General features: G+C 34.5%; 17 protein-coding genes. 1 reads left to right on the forward strand and 16 read right to left on the reverse strand.

Annotation, left to right across the window (positions count from 1 at the left end):
* Positions 1-244: 244 nt before the first annotated feature.
* Positions 245-1,603 carry a 23S rRNA (uracil(1939)-C(5))-methyltransferase RlmD gene (gene rlmD / locus F8154_RS04350; protein ID WP_151860371.1) on the reverse strand — a complete coding sequence of 453 codons (1,359 nt, stop codon included), beginning with the start codon at positions 1,601-1,603 and terminating at the stop codon, positions 245-247.
* A gap of 137 nt (positions 1,604-1,740) precedes the next feature.
* Here rlmD and F8154_RS04355 point away from each other — a divergent pair, with 137 nt between their 5' ends.
* Positions 1,741-3,096 (forward strand): GerMN domain-containing protein, encoded by a 1,356-nt coding sequence (locus F8154_RS04355; RefSeq protein WP_151860372.1) that lies wholly within the window; start codon positions 1,741-1,743, stop codon positions 3,094-3,096.
* Between the two features lie 15 nt (positions 3,097-3,111).
* On the opposite strand, the gene F8154_RS04360 is transcribed toward F8154_RS04355, so the two are convergent.
* From F8154_RS04360 to hutI, 15 genes are all read right to left on the reverse strand, one after another.
* The gene (locus F8154_RS04360; RefSeq protein ID WP_151860373.1) at positions 3,112-4,038 is read right to left on the reverse strand and encodes an AraC family transcriptional regulator; all 927 of its coding nucleotides are present in this window, start codon (positions 4,036-4,038) and stop codon (positions 3,112-3,114) included.
* 193 nt (positions 4,039-4,231) lie between these two features.
* Positions 4,232-5,251, reverse strand: coding sequence for an aldo/keto reductase (locus F8154_RS04365; protein ID WP_151860374.1), 1,020 nt, complete (start codon positions 5,249-5,251; stop codon positions 4,232-4,234).
* Positions 5,252-5,284: 33 nt separating this feature from the next.
* Positions 5,285-5,680: an FxsA family protein gene (locus tag F8154_RS04370; protein WP_151860375.1), complete on the reverse strand. Its 396-nt coding sequence runs from the start codon at positions 5,678-5,680 to the stop codon at positions 5,285-5,287.
* Positions 5,681-5,689: 9 nt separating this feature from the next.
* Complete coding sequence (locus F8154_RS04375; RefSeq protein WP_151860376.1) at positions 5,690-6,103, reverse strand: acyl-CoA thioesterase; 414 nt, start codon at positions 6,101-6,103, stop codon at positions 5,690-5,692.
* A gap of 143 nt (positions 6,104-6,246) precedes the next feature.
* The gene (gene pyk / locus F8154_RS04380) at positions 6,247-8,004 is read right to left on the reverse strand and encodes a pyruvate kinase (RefSeq protein WP_151860377.1); all 1,758 of its coding nucleotides are present in this window, start codon (positions 8,002-8,004) and stop codon (positions 6,247-6,249) included.
* A gap of 14 nt (positions 8,005-8,018) precedes the next feature.
* On the reverse strand, positions 8,019-8,978 hold the full coding sequence (gene pfkA / locus F8154_RS04385; protein WP_151860378.1) for a 6-phosphofructokinase: 960 nt from the start codon (positions 8,976-8,978) through the stop codon (positions 8,019-8,021).
* Between the two features lie 91 nt (positions 8,979-9,069).
* Positions 9,070-9,261, reverse strand: coding sequence for a hypothetical protein (locus F8154_RS04390; RefSeq protein WP_151860379.1), 192 nt, complete (start codon positions 9,259-9,261; stop codon positions 9,070-9,072).
* 214 nt (positions 9,262-9,475) lie between these two features.
* Positions 9,476-12,937 (reverse strand): DNA polymerase III subunit alpha, encoded by a 3,462-nt coding sequence (locus F8154_RS04395; protein WP_151860380.1) that lies wholly within the window; start codon positions 12,935-12,937, stop codon positions 9,476-9,478.
* A gap of 480 nt (positions 12,938-13,417) precedes the next feature.
* Positions 13,418-13,996 carry a nucleotidyltransferase family protein gene (locus tag F8154_RS04400; protein WP_192930159.1) on the reverse strand — a complete coding sequence of 193 codons (579 nt, stop codon included), beginning with the start codon at positions 13,994-13,996 and terminating at the stop codon, positions 13,418-13,420.
* Positions 13,989-14,756, reverse strand: a complete 768-nt coding sequence (gene yqeC, locus F8154_RS04405) for a selenium cofactor biosynthesis protein YqeC (protein WP_151860382.1) — start codon at positions 14,754-14,756, stop codon at positions 13,989-13,991. The genes F8154_RS04400 and yqeC overlap by 8 nt, the downstream gene beginning before the upstream one ends.
* Before the next feature lie 92 nt (positions 14,757-14,848).
* Positions 14,849-15,205, reverse strand: a complete 357-nt coding sequence (locus F8154_RS04410) for a PilZ domain-containing protein (protein ID WP_151860383.1) — start codon at positions 15,203-15,205, stop codon at positions 14,849-14,851.
* A gap of 81 nt (positions 15,206-15,286) precedes the next feature.
* Positions 15,287-15,595 carry a protease complex subunit PrcB family protein gene (locus tag F8154_RS04415; RefSeq protein ID WP_151860384.1) on the reverse strand — a complete coding sequence of 103 codons (309 nt, stop codon included), beginning with the start codon at positions 15,593-15,595 and terminating at the stop codon, positions 15,287-15,289.
* A 123-nt stretch (positions 15,596-15,718) separates the two neighbouring features.
* Entirely contained in the window at positions 15,719-18,769 is a 3,051-nt protein-coding gene (locus tag F8154_RS04420) for an AAA family ATPase (protein ID WP_151860385.1), read from the reverse strand.
* A 142-nt stretch (positions 18,770-18,911) separates the two neighbouring features.
* Complete coding sequence (locus tag F8154_RS04425; protein ID WP_151860386.1) at positions 18,912-19,529, reverse strand: cyclodeaminase/cyclohydrolase family protein; 618 nt, start codon at positions 19,527-19,529, stop codon at positions 18,912-18,914.
* The gene (gene hutI / locus F8154_RS04430) at positions 19,516-20,799 is read right to left on the reverse strand and encodes an imidazolonepropionase (protein ID WP_151860387.1); all 1,284 of its coding nucleotides are present in this window, start codon (positions 20,797-20,799) and stop codon (positions 19,516-19,518) included. Before hutI ends, F8154_RS04425 begins: the two co-directional genes overlap by 14 nt.

Below are 20,799 nucleotides of genomic sequence, written 5' to 3' on the forward strand. Positions count from 1 at the left end.
AACTTAAAATATTAAGATAAATAAGCAATAAAAAATCCTGAATTCATTGTTTGTAATTCAGGATTTTTTTTTACCTATTTTCCAATTTTAACTCTCACAAGCGACTACTGGTAGACGTGTTCCCACGTACCAGGTCATATTGCGATTTTGATTTTAATACTATTTTTTTTGTCCTTTTGGTGGTAATTATCGCTGTTTTTACTGAAACTAAAGAAGTCATAAAAGTGCTTAAATTCCAGTAAAATCAAGGGTTCTGGCGTTGTAGTTTTACCACCGTCTCCACATGCCCCGTATGTGGAAACATATCCACAGGCTGCACCTCTACAGCAATGTATCCCCTTTCATGTAAATATGCTATGTCTCTAGCAAGGGTGGCAGGGTTACAGGATACATATACTACTCGTTTTGGCTCCATGTTGACGATAGTGTCAAGCACAGCTTTTTCACAGCCTTTTCGTGGAGGGTCTACTACAACTACGTCTGCTTTAATGTCTTCTGCATATAGCTTAGGTACTATTTCCTCTGCCTCTCCTGTATAAAACTCTGCATTGCTTATATTATTAATTTCGGCGTTAGCTATGGCATTTTCTATTGCTGCCTCTAGTACCTCTACACCTATAACTTTTTTTGCCCTTTGCGCAAGAAATAAAGAAATTGTTCCTATACCGCAGTATATGTCGAAAACTGTTTCTACTCCTTTTAAGTCTGCATATTCCAGTGCTTTCTCGTATAGCACTTTGGTTTGAATGGGATTAACTTGGAAAAAGGACTTGGCAGAAATTTTAAACTTTAGTTCTCCTATATAATCCTCTATGGTGTCTTTACCAAACAGAGTAATTGTTTCTTTTCCAAAGATAACGTTTGTGTTTTTATCATTGATATTCTGAACAACAGCCCTTAGACCTTTTACATTTTCTTTCAAAAGCTTAACTAGACTTTCTTTATGTGGTAATTCTCTACCATTGGTTATTATAACAACCATTACTTCTCCTGTTTGGTACCCCACCTTTGTAACTACGTGCCTAATTAAACCTTTTCTAGTTTTCTCATCATATACTGATATATTGTATTTATTTATAAATTCCTTAATAGCCTTTACCACAGTTTCATTAATTGGATGCTGAATATGACAAGCTTCGGTATCTACAATTTGATGGCTACCCTTTTTGTAAAAGCCCATTATGGCTTTACCGTTAATTATTCCTACTGGAAACTGTGCTTTATTTCTATATTGATAGGGGTTCTCCATACCTAGTGTAGCATTTACGTGAATATCAACTTTTCCTATCCTTTTTAAGGTTTCTTCTACTCTATTCCTTTTGATATCAAGTTGAGCCTGATAATCCATGTGCATTATTTGACAGCCTCCACATTCATCAGCTATAGAGCAAATGGGGTTAGTACGATTAGATGATGGTGAAAGGACTTTTAACAGTCTACCAACAGCATAGCTTTTCTTTACTATAACTGTTTTAATTTCAACTAGATCCCCTGGGATACCACCATCAACAAATATAGTGAATCCATCAACCCTACCTATTCCCTCTCCACTGTGGCCTATATCAATAATTTCTAGTTGGTATAATTTGTTTTTTTCTATCATTTTATGGCTCCTCTCAAGGATAAATTTTCGTTAAATTTTAAATTTATCGAATTTTGTAGCTTGATTTTGGTTTACCTTGACTACTGATTATTCTATAATAAATATATAGGCAAGGACAAGCTAGGGGGGAGTAAAAAATGCGTTCCTTAAGAAATATTATCCTTTTACTTATTTTGTGTATAACTGCATCTGGTTTACCGCTGTATGTTGACTCAATGGATTATGAAAGCTTAACTGCTATTTCTTTTACTTCTGTAAATGATGAAAATATATCCTTTTCTTTAGATGTAATGCCTGTTTCTACATCTAACTATAGGGTTGACTTTTCTATTTCCACAAATGGCCAACCTGTACCGATATCATTTAATTCTAAGGATCCAGTTACGATTGATTTTTACTTAGGATCAAAGGAAGTAATGACTACACCTATCAATGAGCTAACTAAACAGCAAATACCTATAGAAACCACTATATTAAAGGATGCTCCATTAAACATATCCTTTGATTTAGACCAGAAAACCCTTAATCTACCCAATGGGGATTATCAGTTAGTAATAGTCCCAAACATTAAGGACCTTGAAAGCATAAGAATAGAAGATGAAGCTACTTATTATACTACCTCAATATCATTTTTCAGTAGCTTTGAATACTTACCTTCACTGAACTCTATAGATAATAATAAGACGGCTTTAAAGCTATACTTCTCTGATAAGGATTATAATCACATGATTCCTATAACTAGAGTTATACCCTATACCTCAACACCATTAAGATCGACACTAGATAATTTGCAGCTAGGGGCGGATCCTAATCTTGGTATATCTACTGATTCTCCAATTCCTAAGGGGGCTGGGCTTAGCTTGAATAATAGAACAGCAAATGTTTACTTATATGGTGATTTAGCTACATATGAATCTAACTCAAGTAATGCAGCTGTTGCATATGAGAGCTTTGTTAATTCACTTTGTGGGATTAATGAAGTGGATGAGGTTCAGTTTTATTTTAACAATAAAATAGTACCTGATGGATTTCATGGTCGTGTGATGGATGAACCCCATACACCCTTAAGGGGACCAAGACTTTACGCTGGTGTTATAACTGAAACCAACAGAATGCTACTAGCTCCTATTGCTTCAGTCAGCACCAACACATCAATATCTGCAATTTTTAACATGCTAAAATACACTGATAATATAAGTATGTATAGCTATTATCTACAGCCTCCAGTACCTGAGGAAGTCACTTTAGAATATTATAGTATTAACGATGGAAAGCTTACTTTAGCTTTAAACGATGCATTTTTAAATATTTACAAAGATGATAGTACTCAACAATCCTTTATGATTGATGCATTACTTTTTACCCTTACCTCATTAGATTCTGTTGATTCTGTTGAGTTTAAGGTGAATAATAAAACTATTAAGACTTTAAATGGAATTGAAATTCCCGATAATACAAAGGAATTATTCATTAACCCTGAAAAGCAATACTAAAATATAATCTAATCACTAATGGGTCTGTAGTATTTCAGTCTGGTTTTCTTTTTCCATTACTATTTTTTCAAAGCTCACAATGCTTTTTAAATATGTCTTTGGGGGTGCTCCAAACATTTTTTTAAAGGCTCTTATGAAGTTTGAGTAATCATTAAACCCACTTTCACTACAGGCTTCACCTGTTGATTTACCTTCTTTAATTAAGGATTTAGCCTTTATTAATCTTTTTTGTAATATATAATTATATAGGGTATAGCCAGTTTGCCTTTTAAACTTATGCATTAGATAGTGCTTGTTAAGGAAAAACTGTGCCGCCAACTTATCTATTGATAGGTCGTCAGCTATGTTTTCATTAATATAGCTTATTATGTTTGAAATGCTTTCATCGTAGGTTAAATCCTCATTTATACTTAGCTGGTAATTGGTTATTCCTAAAAAAGCTCTATTGATATTTATAATAAGCTGTAAAAATAAAGAGTTACTCAATAGCTTGCTGCCAAAGCTATTGCAATTACATTCCTTTTCCAGCTCCAATAGAAGATTTTCAATATATGTCTTTTGAGAGGGGCCTAGTCTTAATAAATTTAGGTTTTTATTATTGGCAATATTAAAGCATGTCTCAAGCATGCAATTTTCGCTATTATGTTGTTTTAAAAAGCTTGGGTTTATCCAAAACACAATCCTCTCATAGCTTTCACTGATATCAATTATTGGCTTATGGAGTTCACTACTATTTACCAGTAGTATATCCCATGGCTTTAATCTATAGGATTTTCCTTCTATCAAATATGTAACATCGCCAGAAATGAAGACTATTATTTTGGCAAAGTCATGATAATGGAACTCTAGCTCTAGGTTAATTTGATCCTTAATATGAAAAAGGGCAAAATCCTTCTCTAAATATCCTCTTTTTATATTGGTATTGTCCCTCTTATTTTCCACCTTATCCCCACCTTATCTTAGGATAATAATATAAAAAGTGAGGATTTTTTGCAATATTATTATGGGAATTTTAGATAAACCTTGTATAAAAAAAAGCAGGAGCACCATTGTGCTCCCAAATAGAATCAGTTAACCCATTGCCTTATTTGAAACTATTAGTGATTATATACCATGTTTTTATTTTTTATACTAGCTAATAGTTTTTTCCTTCTAGTTTATTTGCAACATCCTTCAGCATTTTTCTTATAGGTAGGTCATATGGACATCTTGGTTCACAGGTGCCACATTCAATACAATTGGAAGCTATTTTAGGTAGCCCACTGTACCTTTCTAATGCCCAATCCTTAAGCTCATATCTGGTATAATAGCCCTCCATTATGAACTGGGCAGGTATATCTATTCCTTGGGGACAGGGATGACAATAGCCACATCTTCTACAGAAGCTTGTTCCTAACTCATCCTGTATCTCCTTTAGTTCTTTCCTTTCTTCTTCTGTCAAAGGTCTAAAGCTTTTTCCCACACTGCTGTTCTCAATAACCTGTTCCTTTGTATCCATTCCTGGTATTATAACACTTATATGGGGGTTTTCTAAAATATATCTTAATGCCAATTCTCCCTTATGTAATGCCCCTCCTGCTAAAGGCTTCATTATAATTACTCCAATGCTTCTGTCATAGGCCCTTTTGAATAGCTGTACTCCCTGCTGCTCTACAATATTGTAGGGAAATTGTATGGTTGAAAAATAGTCGGTTTCTATAGCCATTTCCAGCATTTCTTTGCTGTGGCTGGTTATACCTATTTCTTTAATAAGTCCCTTGTCTTGGGCTTCCTTTAGGGCTCTATAGGCTCCATCCTCTGACATGATCTGTTGATACTGCTGTTGGGTTTTTACAAGATGAAGCTGATATAGGTCTATCCATTGACACCTAAGGTTGTTTAAGCTTATTTCAATGTCTTTTTTCATGGAATCATAGTCTCGTGCAGTAGATTTAGTAGCAATAATTAAATTTTCACGAATTCCTTGTATGCTTTTTCCTATGAGTTCTTCACTTTTTCCATATGCCCTAGCGGTATCTATAAAATTAATTTCTTCCTTAGCTGCTAATCTTACAATATCAATTGCTTCCTTTTCATCAAGTCTTTGGAGAGGTATTCCCCCAAATCCAATAACTCCAACACTAAAGTTACTTCTACCTAGCCTTCGTTGTTCCATATATTCTCCTCCTCTGCTACTTTCTTTTATTGCTTACTTTCTATAGTAGAATATAAAGGTGCCCTCCTCAAGCATTCTCTTCAGCCTTGACTTTACAAAGCTTTTTAGGGCTGCTCTAGTAAATGGAATTACTAATATGAATCCAGTTATATCCGTTAGAAGCCCTGGTGTTAGTAAAAGTGCTCCTCCAATTAAAACACATAGTCCGTTAACAAGTTCGTCTCCTGGCATTCTACCCTGACTCATTTCGTACCTAATATTACCAAGTATTCCTCTTCCCTCTTTTTTAGCTAAATATGCACCTGCAACACCAGTAAAAATAACAATAAGCAGAGTGTAGCCTAACCCTATATAGGAGTTAAGCCTTAATAAAAGGGCTAACTCTACAATAGGTATAACTGTAAATAATAATATTAACTTTAACAGCATTTTTTCACCTCACTGACTATATTTATTTAGTTTTTCATAACAGTCTCTAAAGTGTTTTTTGAAGTTTATTGGTTTAAATCCTTTGCCTACAAAGGCATGGGTGGTTTTTCCCTTTGCTAATAGCTTATTATCATCTTTTCTTATAATATTATATGAAAAGGTGACTCTTGCACCCATTACTTTATCCACCTTGCTTTCAATTATAAGTACGTCATCATATTTTGCTGGGGCTATATATTGGCAGGTGACATCAATTACAGGAAGCATTACATTTTTGTTTTCCAGCTCTTTATAAGAGTAGCCTATTTCCTTTAGAAGAGTGGTGCGTCCAATTTCAAACCATGTAAAATAATTGCCATGGTATACTACTGCCATTTGATCGGTTTCAGCATATCTTACAGTTGTTTCACAGCGACTAATCATTTTTATATTCCTCCTATTGCTATTATATACTTAATAGTTGTAAAATAATTCGACTCACTCTAAAGATTTACTGTCCTTATATTATTATAAACTAAAAAAAAAGAACTTACAAAGCTGTAAGCTCTTTAAAAAGTGAAGGACTCTTATAAAACTCTTGTTTTACCACTATAGATCAATCCTGTAGCAGCATCTACTGTGATAATATCTCCATTCTTTAGCTTTGTTGTTGCACCATCTGCTCCTACAACAGTTGGCTTTAAAAGGTTTAGTCCAACTATAGCTGCGTGGCTAGTCAAACCGCCTTCTTCAGTTATAACAGCTGCTGCTAACTCCATTAGTGGTACAACTTCTTTGTCTGTGGCTTTTGCAACAAGTATATCTCCAGTATTAAAGTCAACAGAGTCATAGTTACTCTCATTTACAATAACTACTTTACCTGTAGCAGATCTTTTACCTACCCCCATACCAGATACCAGTACATCTCCAACAATATGAACCTTAATTAGATTTGTAGTTCCTGTAACACCAACTGGAACACCGGCAGTTATTACTACAAGGTCACCTCTTTTTATCAAGGCTTTATTTAAGGCCATGCTTACAGCACCATCTATAACATCATCTGTTGATTCCATTACATCAGTTAGAACTGTTTCTACACCCCATGTTAAGCTTAATCTTCTTCTAATTCTATTTGTAGTTGTGGCTGCAATTATAGGAGCCTTTGGCTTGAATTTCGATACCATTTTCGCTGTATAGCCTGAAGAGGTAGCTGTTATTATGGCAGATGCTTCAAGATCCATTGCTGTATTACAGGTGGCATGACTTATTGCATCTGTAACCGTAATCTCCTTATCTATTGCTTTTGTCCTTAGTAATTCACGATAATTAATTGCAGCTTCTGTTGTTTTAGCAATATTGGCCATCATACTTACTGCTTCTACGGGATATTTACCTGCTGCAGTTTCCCCTGAAAGCATTATCGCATCTGTTCCATCGAATATTGCATTGGCAACGTCAGTAACCTCTGCTCTAGTAGGTCTTGGGTTTCTTATCATGGAATCCAACATTTGAGTTGCAGTAATAACAGGTTTTCCTGCTTTATTGCATAGCTGTATCATTCTTTTTTGTGCTAGAGGAACCTCTTCTGTTGGTATTTCGACCCCTAAATCTCCCCTTGCAACCATAATACCATCAGACACCTCAATTATTTCCTCAAGATTATCTAGCCCCTCTTGATTTTCAATTTTTGATATTATATGTATATGTTCTGCCCCATTGTCTTCTAGTATTTTTCTTATTGCTAGTACATCACTGGCTTTTCTAACAAAGGAGGCGGCAATAAAATCTATGTCATTTTCAATTCCAAACTCAATATCTTCCCTATCCTTTGTGGTTATTGCAGGAAGATTGATTTTAACTCCTGGTACATTAACGCCCTTATGATTTTTTACAACACCTGCATTTTTAACTATACATTCTATATCAGTGTCGTTTAAAACCTTTTCTACCTCAAGCTCAACCAAGCCATCATCAATTAATATTGAGTTGCCTTTAACTACGTCCTTTGGTAAGCCAGTATAGGTAATATTACATATTTCATTGTTTCCTAAAACATCCCTTATTGTTAGGGTGAATTTTTGCCCTTCCTCCAATTGCACCTCTGGTACTGAGAATTTACCAGTTCTTATTTCTGGTCCTTTAGTATCCAGCAGCAATGCAACTGGTACATCTAACTCATCTCTAATTGCCTTAATATTTTCAATTCTGTTGAGATGCTCCTTGTGGTCACCATGTGAAAAGTTTAGTCTTGCAACGTTTAGTCCATTTTTCACTAATTCTCTGAAAACATCTTTATTTTCACTGGCGGGTCCAATTGTACATACAATCTTGGTTTTTCTCATTTCTCATCCTCCCCTTAAATCGAAAGTATATTTGCTAACTCATAGGTTCTTGTGTCAAAGGATTCTTCTTGCTTAAAGACATCTGTAAAATCAACATCAATAATCTCTAATCCCTTTACTCCTAATGCACGGTTACTCTTTCCTTCCAATAGTAATTCTACTGCTCTTGCCCCCATTTTACTTGCAAGAATTCTATCAAAGGCAGTTGGGCTACCTCCCCTCTGTATATGTCCTAAAATAGTAACTCTAGTTTCTATTCCTGTTTTCTTTTCTATTTCCTCACTAATATCCATAGCACCACCAACACCTTCAGCTAAAAGTATTATACTATGTAGTTTACCACGGTTTCGTCCCTGTATAAGCTTACTACATACTTGGTCGATATTAAATTCTATTTCTGGTACAATAATACTTTCGGCTCCACCAGCTAAGCCAGCATACAGGGCTATATCACCACAATGTCTCCCCATAACCTCTATAATGTTTGCTCTTCCGTGGGAGGCTGATGTATCTCTTATTCTGCCTATTGCATCTAAAACTGTGTTTACTGCTGTATCAAAGCCTATTGTATATTCTGTATATCTTAAATCGTTATCTATCGTTCCAGGAATTCCGATTGTGGGTACACCTAGCTCATTAAGCTTTTGAGCCCCTTTATAGGAGCCATCTCCGCCTATTACCACTAATCCATCTATACCAAATATATTAATAGCATAAATTGCTTTTTGTCTTCCCTCTTCTGTTAAAAACTCTTCACTTCTTGCTGTTTGAAGCGTTGTTCCACCACGATGGATAATATCGGCTACAGAGGAAAGATTCATTTCTTCAATAAAGCCTTTTATTAAGCCATGATAGCCTTGTTTAATACCAATTATTTTGCAGCCATTATATATTCCACTTCTGACAACAGCTCTGATAGCAGCATTCATGCCTGGTGAGTCTCCCCCACTGGTTAAAACTCCTATGGTTTTCATTCTATAACCTCCTAATCGACTGTCCTGTATGGACGTTTTTTGTCCCGTGAGTTGTATTATAATCCCACTTGTTTCTATAGAGGTAAAAAACCTAGTATCCTCTCTGCATAAGGATACTATGTGCTTCTTCAACCTCAGATCTTGGTACAAGAACCTCACAAATACCTTCTTCATTGCTTTTACTTATTGGTTTAACCTTTACTAAAAAGCCCTCTTCTGTTAGCATATTTTTTAGATTTTCCGCATCTTGTTTAGTATTTGCCATATATACAACTGTCCACATATCTAAAAAGCCTCCTTTAACTGTACCTTGTTTACGGATAACCTTATTTCAGTATTTATTTATTCTAGTATAACATTGCTAAGATTTCTAGTAAATAGCAATATTTTATTACTATTTCTTAGATTATTATTAGATAATGAAATAAAAACAATTCCTATTATGTACACATAATATTTGTAATTGTAAAATTTTAGTTAACTATATATCGAATGCATCATTCAATAATGATGCATTCATTCCCAAATGTATTATTTAGCTTTGATATAAGCTCCTCTTCTAATTTTACCCATAGGTTTCTTTGGGCACGGAGGGTTTTGTTATGGTTTTTTAGATATATATATATTGGAACATTTCCATGATATTGATGAAGGATTGGCTTTATATCCTCCAGTAATTGTAGCTTTTTATCATCTTCTATTATTATTTTCAATTTGCTTATTTGCTGCTTTACAAGGGGTCTTATTTTATTTGCCAATATTTTAGGAGTTTCCTCCTCTTTAAAATTCAAGCTGCCCTCTATTAAAACAGCTTCTTCTAGCTCTAAAAACTTTGCTGACCTTGAAAGTACCTTTGGAAAGACTATACATTCCATAGTTCCATAAAGATCCTCTAAAGTAACAAAAGCCATTAACTGATTACTTCTTGTTGTTTTTGTATCCTTATCTAATACTATACCACCTATTTTAACAATATCACCATCTTTATATTTACAGGCTTCTGGGTTTTCAACCATTTCTACTAAGCTGTTACTTGAGACTGTGGTAAATAACCTAAGCTCCTTTTCAAACTCTGATAGGGGGTGTCCGCTAACATACAAGCCTAAAACTTCTTTTTCCATATTGAGCTTTATTTTTTCAGCGAATTCCTTCATATCTGGCAGTGGGTCCTCCATTGTAAGCTCCATAGCTTCTGTATCTTGAAAAAAACCAATCTGCCCTTTTATATTCCTTTTTCTATCCTGTACAACCCCCTCTAGTACCTTTTCAAATATTGCCAAGAGTTGTGAACGATAGGCCCCCAAAGAATCAAAGGCTCCACATTTAATTAAGCTCTCCACTGCTCTTTTATTTAAATCCTTTGATTCAACCTTTTGACAAAAATCTGTGAAGCTAGTAAAGGAGCCTTTTTCTCTTCTAGCCTCAACTATTGAATTGATCATACTTAAACCAACATTTTTTACAGCTGCTAAACCAAATCTTATTTTGCCATTTTCAACGGTAAACTTACTAAAGCTACTATTTATATCTGGCTTTAATATATCTATGCCCATTTTTTTACAGTCTTGAATGTATTGGGCTACCTTTGTTGAGCTCCCCATTACACTTGTAATTAATGCAGCCATGAACTCCACTGGGTAATAGCATTTTAAATAGCCTGTTTGGTAGGCCAGTACTGCATAGGCTGCTGCATGGGACTTATTGAAGGCATAGTTGGCGAACTCTATCATTTCGTCATAAATTTCATTGGCAATGTTTTCTGGAACCCCATTGCGAATACACCCTGGAATCTCTATATTGCCATTGGCATCGGTTTTTCCATAGGTAAAGTACTGCCTTTCCTCCTCCATAATATCCATCTTCTTTTTTCCCATTGCTCGTCTAACAAGGTCACTTCTACCATAGCTATAGCCTGCTAAATCACGCACCACCTGCATAACCTGTTCCTGATAGACCATACAGCCATAGGTTACATTAAGTATAGGCTCCAGTTGTTTATGCTTATATTTTATTTTTTTATAATCGTTTTTGTTTCTAATATATTTGGGTATTGAATCCATTGGTCCTGGCCTATACAAGGAAATACCAGCAATAATGTCTTCAAAGCAGTTGGGCTTTAGCTCCTTCATAAACTGAATCATCCCTGCACTTTCAAGCTGAAACAGACCTAGAGTATCTCCACGACTTATTAGTTCATAAACCTTAGCATCATCATAGCTGCAATTGGAGAAATCAATCTTAATATTTTTATTCATCTCTATTAAATCAGTTGCATCCCTTATAACTGTTAAGGTTCTTAAGCCAAGAAAATCCATTTTTAGTAGTCCCAGCTCTTCAAGGGTACCCATAGAAAACTGTGTGGTTACGCTGTTATCATGCATATATAAGGGAACATATTTATCTAATACATCCTTTGAGATAACCACACCAGCAGCATGGGTAGAAGCGTGTCTTGGTAGACCCTCTAGCTTTTTAGCCATGTTTATTAGGTAGCTGGCATCCTCATCATCTTCAACCATTTTTTTTAGTATAGGATTTACCTCTAAAGCCTTATCAATAGTCATACCTATTGCAAAGGGAATTTGCTTTGCTATTTGATCCACATCCCCATAGGGCATATTAATAACTCTTCCTACATCTCTTATTGCTGCCCTTGCCGCCATAGTTCCAAAGGTAATGATTTGGGCTACTTTTTCTTCTCCATATTTTTTCTTAACATAATCTATTACCTCTTCTCTTCTTTCGTAGCAAAAATCAATATCTATATCTGGCATGGAAACACGTTCTGGATTTAAAAATCTTTCAAAGATTAGGTTATACTTAATTGGGTCTATATCGGTTATTTCCAGGGCGTAGGCTACAATACTGCCGGCGGCACTTCCTCTACCTGGTCCTACTGGAATATTATTATCCTTAGCATATTTAATAAAATCCCAAACTATAAGGAAATACTCTGTATAGCCCATATCCACTATAACCTTTAGCTCGTAATCTAGCCTCTCTTGAAGCTCCGTTGTTACTTCTCCATATCTTTTAATCAACCCTTCATTACAGAGGTTTCTTAAATATTGATGTACTGTGTATTCCTGTGGTATATCATATTGGGGTAAATGTATGGTATTAAAATCAAACTCAACACAACAGCGTTGGGCAATTTTCACACTATTCTCCAACGCTTCTGGTGCATAGGGAAATAGCCTGTACATTTCCTCTGTTGTTTTTAAGTAGAATTGATCATTGGGAAACTTCATTCTATCTTCATCCTGTTGTGTTTTTCCAGTTTGGATGCAAAGTAAAATGTCATGGGCTTTGGCATCCTCTTGATAAATGTAGTGGCTATCATTTGTGGCTACAAGGGGAATGTTTGTCTCTTTACTAAGCTTTACCAATTGTGTATTAACCTGCTTTTGCTCCTTAAGTCCATGATCCTGTAGCTCAAGGTAAAAGTTGTCCTTTCCAAAAATATCCTGCATTAATAGTGCTTTATCCTTAGCTTTATTGTATAAGCCCTTCATTAGGTATTGCTGTATATCCCCAGCTAAGCAGGCACTAAGGGCAATAATCCCACCACTATGTTTTTTTAATAGATCGTAATCTATCCTGGGTCTATAATAAAAGCCCTTAGTATATCCAACTGAAACAAGCCTAATTAGGTTTTGATACCCCTCATTATTCTCTGCCAATAACACTAAATGTCCTTGATTTTTATCTAGGTTAGGGTCTTTATCCTCAAGGCCTCTAGCAGCAGTATACACCTCACAACCGATGATGGGCTTAATACCTTTCTTTTTTGCTTTTTTATAGAAATCTACAACACCAAACATTGAGCCGTGGTCTGTAATTGCTACAGCATCCATACCCATTTCCTTTACACGATCCATCATTTTATCTATGGTGGTAAAACCATCAAGTAAGCTATATTCAGTATGCACATGAAGATGCACAAATTTATCCATCATTTCACCCCATTTGCTTTTCCCATATTACCTGTTCTAAGTACATAAGCATTTAACATTTCTTTTTATGTTTTTTCTTTTTATTTTTAACTCTTAATTCTTAACTCTTAACTCTTAACTCTTAATTCTTAATTTTGGTTTTAATTTTCCATTTTCAATTTTCCATTTTCAATTTTCCATTTTCAATTTCCATTTTGTTTTATGGTTTTTTTTTTATCTTTTAACTCTTAATTCTTAACTCTTAACTTTTAACTTTTATTTTTGTTTTATGGTTTTTATTTTTTGTCTTTTGTCTTTTGTCTTTTGTCTTTTGTCTTTTCATTCAACATTCAACATTCAACATTTCTTTTATGTTTTTTCTTTTAATTTTTAACTCTTAACTCTTAACTTTTAACTTTTAATTTTCTTTTTATGGTTTTGATTCTTTACTTACCTATTCCTTATTACCTATTCCTTATTACTTGCTTTTATGGTTTTTCATTTTTAACTTTTAATTTTTAACTTGCTTAAGTCCTTCTCCGTATCTATATCTATTCCTGCTTCCTCCTGAGAAAAACTATCAAAGCTTATTTCCTTGTGGTATTCTTTAAATATTATTCTTCCACCCTTGTCTCCATTAACTTGAGTTAGCCTGTCCTTTAGCTTGGATGAAAAAAGAACGGGATTCCCTTGTTTTCCGCAATAGGTAGGTATTACTATAGGGGCTTGGCTTTTATTATAAATATCTATAATACTGTTTATTATTTCTGATGATAAAAATGGCTGATCCCCCACCATAAAAAGGTATCCTTTTGTATTGGGGGAGGCATTTTTTATGCCTAGCTTGACAGCTGCACTTTGTCCTTCGTGGGCCAACTCATTATAAATAGCCTTAATAGGATATTTATCTGCAATCTGCTTTACCTGGTTACATCTATATATAATAATTATTTCCTGTAGCTTTGAGGCGGCTGCTGCCCCTATAACCCTTTCAATTAAGGGTTTGCCATCTATTTTAAATAGCAATTTATTGTCATTGAAGCGTTTTGAATATCCCGATGCCATAATGATACCACTAATCATTAAAATCCCTCCAATACTTAACTGGGCTTTCATCCTTAATGCTGCAGATAATGATCTTTTTTATTGGTGGCTTTTTATCTTTTAACAGCTTTACAACCTCCATGCCCTGCAGATATCTCTCTCCCTCAGCCTTATTAAGTAATACATAGCCAGTGGAATTTTCAGGGAGATTTTTCATTATACCATTATTATGAAGTATTAGCATTTCAACTTTTTTCGGTGTTATAATATCATTCATAATACTGCCAGTAACACTACAAAGCTGCTGTGGTCTATGAACTATACTATTGTTAATTCTCTTGTTAATGCAATCAAGCCCAATAATTCCAACGTTTTTAGTTGTATTCTGGGGTATTACAGGCTCGTGGGCAGCTGGAGCCTTTATCGGCTTTCCCTTAGCTCCATCGGCCTCTACAAGTATTACATCGAAAGCCTCAGCATTAAAAATCCTATCAATTACATCTGGTTCTATACCCATTAGTTTATTGTCCTTATTTATCGACCTTCCTAGAACATATACTTTACCGGCCTTAATACCCTTAAACTTTTCTATATCATAGTCAGAATCTATAATAATTTCATCATATTGATTATTTCTTGGGTAATAAATTGCTGTAGTGGTGGTTACCAATATCTTTTTATTTAACTCCTTTAGCTTAGATGCCATTAAAAACATAGTAGTGGTTTTTCCACCCCCACCAACAAATGTAACCATGTCTTTAGTTGGGTTTATTAGGTCAAGTCCTTTTAAAATATCCACTATATTTCATCCCCACAAAATTATTTTACATCTCCTAATATAATTAAATAAACCACACAGATAGCTTTAATCACCTGCATGGCTTAATGAAGTTATTTATTCATTGTAGTCTTTATCTCTTCCCTATATTCATCTACAGATTTACTTAAAATATCTGCTAGTCCAACAAATTCGCAGCCAACAAAATAACCATTTTCAATACTCTTAGTTCTTATTATTTTTATGACACAGTAGAAAAATTTATCTTTTGTTAGATGTATTTTTGCGTCGAAATAGTAGTTGAGGGGAAGCATTTGATTACATTTAAAGCCTATTCCTCTACGGGATATATCTACTACCTCTATTCCTTCATTAATATCCTTTATAATTACATTGTCCTGCTTAAACAAAGAGGTTATCTTTAATTCTAGCTTTAACGGTAGCCTTTCACTTCTTCTTTTTTCCAGCATTTTATCACCTGCCAAATTTCAGATTAAAATAATATAGCACCTTTTCTATATTATAATATAAATTAGAAGATTAAACAAAAACTAATCTGTTTGTAATTCAACTAAATATTGTGGGTAAACATCTTCTATATTACCATCCCATGAATCGCAGGGATATGAAATTACTTGACTATAGACTGAATCTGGCTTGGGTAGTATTTTTTTATAGGAAACTTTTATTTTGTCGCCATCTATTACTACATCTCTAATTCTTATCTTATAACCTCTATTAGGCTTCTCTCCCCAAAATAGCTGCACCTTTATTTTTTTTTCTCCCATGTTCCAAACCTTATAGGTTATATCCTCTTCAATTCCTTCTGCACATATATATCTGTGGTCTTTAGGTATCATACTATTCCCTCCTACATTCTTATCATAATCTACAGTATAATTTAGTATTATCAATGGATGTAGTTGTTCTTTATCTAATACTGGTATCAGTTTAACTATATTCCCCCTATAGCAGTAATATACCTAATATTCTCTTCTTCTAAGAACCTTTAATATATCAATCTCATAACATTCGTTAACCTGATTTAGATAATATATGCCTGAGTCACAATATTCTCTATGATTACTTGTTAAATAGGTTTTAAAGGCTTTTTCTAGTTTTTTATTTGTACCCATATTAATCTTTATTTCTGCTTTAACTCTATACACTAAGCCTATTTCATATGGACTTTTTAGCTGTTGACTGTATGAATCTGCCCTTTTTAAGTTATCTATAGCTTTTTTATACTTCCCTTCTCTAATGGATAATAGAGCCATATAACCCTCTGCTATAGCCCTTCCCCAAGGTACATCAAACTCATTATACAGCTTAAGGCCATTAATAAAATAGTGTTTTGCCCTTTCATAGTCACCCATATCAAAGGCTGCTTGTCCTGCATTTGTATTAAAAATAGTTAGCCCCCTTGATAGCTTTATATTTTTACACATTTCCATAGCTTTATCATAATACTTTAGGGCATTGGAAAATTCCATATTGTATCTTCTTATCTCTCCTAGGTAATCATAAATTGCCGCAATGTTTATGGCATATTTATCATCATATTTGCTTATATCATTAAAAAGATGAATGGCCTTCTGTAGAGTTTCTTCTGCGGCTTCATAATCTATAGACATAATTTTATTTAATCCCTTAAGCCTTAGCAAAATTGCTTTTTCTAGTCTATTATTATATGCCTCTGCTAAAGCCAAAGCCATCTCTATATATTCCTCCATTAGCTTAATATTATGGGTCTGAATACTGTAATATATTATTTGTCTGTATCCCTTTAATAGCAATTCATGATCTTCATTTTCTCTAGCCCTATCAATCATTCTCATAATATAGCTTAAGCCCTCTTCATAATGGCCTTCTCTAATTAGGTATCTGCCCTTCATATGAAGAAAAGCTATTTCAAGCCTAATATATTCTTGGCTTTCATTAAATGAGCTTGCTTCCTTTAACAGAGCTTCAATTTCATTAATAGCTTCTAGTGCCTGTTGGCTAGACATATATAGGCTAGTTTCCTTAATGGAAAAGCTGTCGTTTATAATTGGAAAAAGCTCATGGCTAAAATCCAGATAAATGTTAGTGTTTAGTATTCTATATTTCAAGGCCTTTAGAGTATTACCACTATTTGTGAAGTGATAAATAAGCTTTGAATATATGCTTGCATCCCTTTTACTCATCTTTAAATTTTCTTCAGTAATCTCTCCAATTAGATTATGTAGAAGCTTCTTTTTAGCTTGGGATTGCTTTTGATATATAAAGTCCCGTAGCTTCTGATGGGTAAACTGATAACTAATTTCCTGCTGAACTATAGTTTCTTTAATGACATATCTATTTTGTAGTTCTTCAATAGTTTCTAATACTTCAATTTCTTTTTTTCTAAACACTTTAGCTAAAAGCTCCAAAGAAACATTATCAAAGAAAACTGATATTATATCCAGAAGCTTTTTGCCGTCTGGGGATATATTTATAAATCTACTTTTTATAACATCCTGCATCTTGACAGACATTTCGTTTATATTACGATTTTCCTTTAGTGCATTAAGGTACTCAACTAGAAAAAAAGTATTGCCCTCTGTTTCATTATATATTTGCTTAACTAGCTCTTGTGATAATTGATTTGGCATAGCTGAGTCAATAAACTCCTGCACCTGATTTTCTGTAAACCTATTTAATGAAATAGTATCTATAAGATTATAATTGCTTAGCTGTGCTATAAAATCATCTATCCTTGCTTCAAATTCATTTCTACAGGTGGCCACAACCATCAGCCTTTTATTTTTATCTTGCAGTAAAAGATGTCTTATTAATGATAGGCTCATATGATCCATCCACTGAATATCATCAAATGAAATAATTATCTTTTTTTTGCTAGTTATCCTTTGAAACATACCTAAAACAGCATCCTCAACCAGCTTAAATCTCATGCTATCTAACATCTCTATAGCATCTCCATTTATAGTGGATGTATCTGATGTAAATATAGGAAATAAATGGGCTATAATATTTCTCCACTTATTAGGTATTTCTATGGCTTCTTCTTTAACTATAGCTGCTACCCCCATAAATATTGAGTTCCAGGGTTTGAAATAATAATCCTCCTCAGCCTGGTAGCAATTTGAGGTTAAAATATAGCTTTCATTTTTACTTACCATATCAAAAAACCTGTCCTTGAGGATTGTTTTACCAATACCGGCTTCACCTGATATAATAATTGACTTGCCCTTGTCAGTTAAGATAAATTGTCTATGGTTTTCAATCAATTTACTAAGCTCTAGCTCACGACCATAAAAAAAATCACCTGCAACATGATTTTCTTTGGTTTCTTTTAGGCTTCTTGCCTTTAATAGCTCATCAAATAGATTTTGTGTCTCAATCTCTGGCTCTATACCCAAATCTTTGTTTAAGGTTTTTACCAGTCTGTTGTATATATCTATCCCTTTATTATAAATACCCTCTTGTAGATACTGCTTAATTAATATTTGATATGCCCTTTCATTATAGGGGTCTACATTTATTAAAAGCTTAGCATAATATTCTATTTCATTAAGGGCAGGCTTGTGTTTGTTTTCTAAATGCTTGTATAATAGAGAAATATACATGTCCCTATAGGTTTCTCTTGTGGCTATCATCCAATTTTCAAAGCCTTCTCCATCCTTTATATAAAAGCCCTGTAAAAATTCACCAGTATATACTTCTACTGCATCCTTTTCCTGCTTTAAAAATGTATCTATATCTATATTGAGGGGTACATCAGGATTTATCATGACCTTGGATTTTTGTGGTGAAATGATTATATCTATTTTAAAGGCTTTTCTAATTTGATACATGGCATTTCTAAGATTTTTTTTTGCCACTTCCTCGGAAGATTCACCCCATAAAAGATTTACTAGCTCGTCCCTTGTTGCTTCTTTTTTGCATATCAAATAATAGAAAAGGGCCTCTGCTTTTCTATAGGGAAACAATATTTTAGTATTATCCTTTACAACTGTTGGTGTATTAAATAGCTGAACCTGTATTTGCTTCACCTGCTCACCACCTCTAAAACATATCTTTAATATATTTCTTATTCTTTATTTTGCAAGTAAATCCTCTAATGTTTTATAATGAATTAAAAAATGCTGAGATCCATAGACTAATGAATCTCAACATTATTTGAAACTAGGTGCTTTATATCATTACCTTATCTAATATCTGCTTTTCAACATCTGCTACTTTAGATTCTAATTCCTTTACCCTATGACTAACTTCCTTTACAAAGGCTTCGTCCTTTATAGATGCAATATTAATCTTAACATTATATAATGCTGATAATACAGCTGTTCTTGCCATCATTGCAGCCACTGCTCCATCCGTTACTGCATTTTGATTACCCTTTTCAACAACCGTTTCAATTATAGGTAATATTTTGTAGGCCTCTTCAGCTATCTCTAGTGGAACAAGTGCCGCCTTTTTAGTAGCAGTCTGAATTGCCTCTTTTCTTGCTGCAATTTCTTCATCTGTTTCTTTTGGAAGCTTAAAGGCATCCATAACTTCATTAAAGGAATTAGCATCTCTATCTATATCATTTATGAAGTTATTTCTAACAGCAGCTATTCTTTCAGAAATATCCTTCATTAGCTCTTCTACCTCAAGGTACTTCTTTTTACCAACTGTTAAATTAGCAACCATTTCGGTAAGGGCAGCAGCGGTGGCACCACTCATTGCTGCAATACTTCCCCCTCCTGGAACTGGCTTGCTTGATGCTGTATCCTCTAAAAATTCCATTAGACTTTTACTTGCAAGCATTGCTATAGCCCTCCTTTTCCTTGTCAAATACCAGTACACCATTTTTTACAACTTTTTCTACAGTGCTTACGCCAATATGGTAGGGAATAAAGTGATATGAAGGAAATTCAAGTATAACAAGGTCTCCCATTTTTCCTTTATCGATACTACCAATAGTGTCAGCTTTGTCTACTGCTGCTGCTCCATTTATGGTGAAGGCTGTAATTGCCTCTTCTGTTGTCATTTTCATGTATAATGTAGATAATGCAAATATTAATGGTATTGATTCTGTAAAGCAGCTACCAGGATTCAAGTCGGTTGCCAGTGCAACTGCACAACCATTATCTATCATGTATCTAGCCCTAGCATAGTTTTCCTTTAAGCTAAAGGCTGTACCTGGAAGTAGTGTTGCAACTACTCCATTATCCCTCATTTTCTTTAGACCATCATCAGAGGCCTGTAGTAGGTGATCTGCTGAGATTGCACCTAACTCTGCCGCCAGCTCTGCACCACCCAGTTGAACTATTTCATCAGCATGGAGCTTTATTTTCATTCCACGCTCTTGAGCTTCTTTCAACAGACGTCTTGATTGCTCTACATTAAAAACCTTTTTCTCGCAGAATATATCGCAGAATTCCGCAAGATTTCTCTCTGCCACAACAGGTAATACATCTTTAATCATGTAGTCTATGAACTCATCCTCTTTCCCTTTATACTCCTGTGGAACAGCATGGGCACCAAGGAAGGTTTTAACCACATCTACTGGGTGATTTAAGTCTACCTCCTCCATAACCTCCAGCTGTTTAATTTCTGTATCTAGGTCAAGACCATAGCCACTTTTTCCCTCTACAGTTGTTACTCCAAATGACAGCATTGAATCTAATCTTTTTATGGCAGCATCAAATAACTCTTTTTTAGAGGCAGCTTTTGTTGATCTCACAGAGCTTAGTATTCCTCCACCACGCTCCATAATCTCCATGTAGTTGTCGCCTCTTAAGCGCCAAGAAAACTCCTCTGCTCTATAGCCTCCAAATACTAGATGGGTATGGGAGTCTACAAAGCCTGGTAATACAGCTTTTCCTGTTGCATCAATTACTTGAAAATCTGTTTCCTTGTAGGTCTTTAATATTTCCTCTGTTTTACCTACTGCCTCAATGATACCATCCTTTATAACTACTGCACCATCATGTATTACACTTAAATCTGACATTTCTTTTCCGAACTTAGCTTTGAATCCGCTACAGGTTACTACCTCACTTGCATTTTTAATCAAAATATTGCCCTTTAACAT

Origin of the sequence: Alkaliphilus pronyensis (genome assembly GCF_009017275.1) — a bacterium.
In the GTDB taxonomy this organism is placed as follows: Bacteria; Bacillota; Clostridia; order Peptostreptococcales; family Natronincolaceae; genus Alkaliphilus_C; species Alkaliphilus_C pronyensis.

Coding starts and splice junctions, on each gene's coding strand:
- F8154_RS04400 (WP_192930159.1), bottom strand. CDS start 13,996: ATGATTAGTGGTATCATTATGGCATCGGGATATTCAAAACGCTTCAAT.
- F8154_RS04370 (WP_151860375.1), bottom strand. CDS start 5,680: ATGCTGTTAAAGTTAATATTATTATTTACAGTTATACCTATTGTAGAG.
- pfkA (WP_151860378.1), bottom strand. CDS start 8,978: ATGAAAACCATAGGAGTTTTAACCAGTGGGGGAGACTCACCAGGCATG.
- F8154_RS04410 (WP_151860383.1), bottom strand. CDS start 15,205: ATGCTGGAAAAAAGAAGAAGTGAAAGGCTACCGTTAAAGCTAGAATTA.
- F8154_RS04415 (WP_151860384.1), bottom strand. CDS start 15,595: ATGATACCTAAAGACCACAGATATATATGTGCAGAAGGAATTGAAGAG.
- F8154_RS04375 (WP_151860376.1), bottom strand. CDS start 6,103: ATGATTAGTCGCTGTGAAACAACTGTAAGATATGCTGAAACCGATCAA.
- F8154_RS04365 (WP_151860374.1), bottom strand. CDS start 5,251: ATGGAACAACGAAGGCTAGGTAGAAGTAACTTTAGTGTTGGAGTTATT.
- pyk (WP_151860377.1), bottom strand. CDS start 8,004: ATGAGAAAAACCAAGATTGTATGTACAATTGGACCCGCCAGTGAAAAT.
- rlmD (WP_151860371.1), bottom strand. CDS start 1,603: ATGATAGAAAAAAACAAATTATACCAACTAGAAATTATTGATATAGGC.
- F8154_RS04395 (WP_151860380.1), bottom strand. CDS start 12,937: ATGATGGATAAATTTGTGCATCTTCATGTGCATACTGAATATAGCTTA.
- hutI (WP_151860387.1), bottom strand. CDS start 20,799: ATGTTAAAGGGCAATATTTTGATTAAAAATGCAAGTGAGGTAGTAACC.
- F8154_RS04425 (WP_151860386.1), bottom strand. CDS start 19,529: ATGCTTGCAAGTAAAAGTCTAATGGAATTTTTAGAGGATACAGCATCA.
- F8154_RS04355 (WP_151860372.1), top strand. CDS start 1,741: ATGCGTTCCTTAAGAAATATTATCCTTTTACTTATTTTGTGTATAACT.
- F8154_RS04390 (WP_151860379.1), bottom strand. CDS start 9,261: ATGTGGACAGTTGTATATATGGCAAATACTAAACAAGATGCGGAAAAT.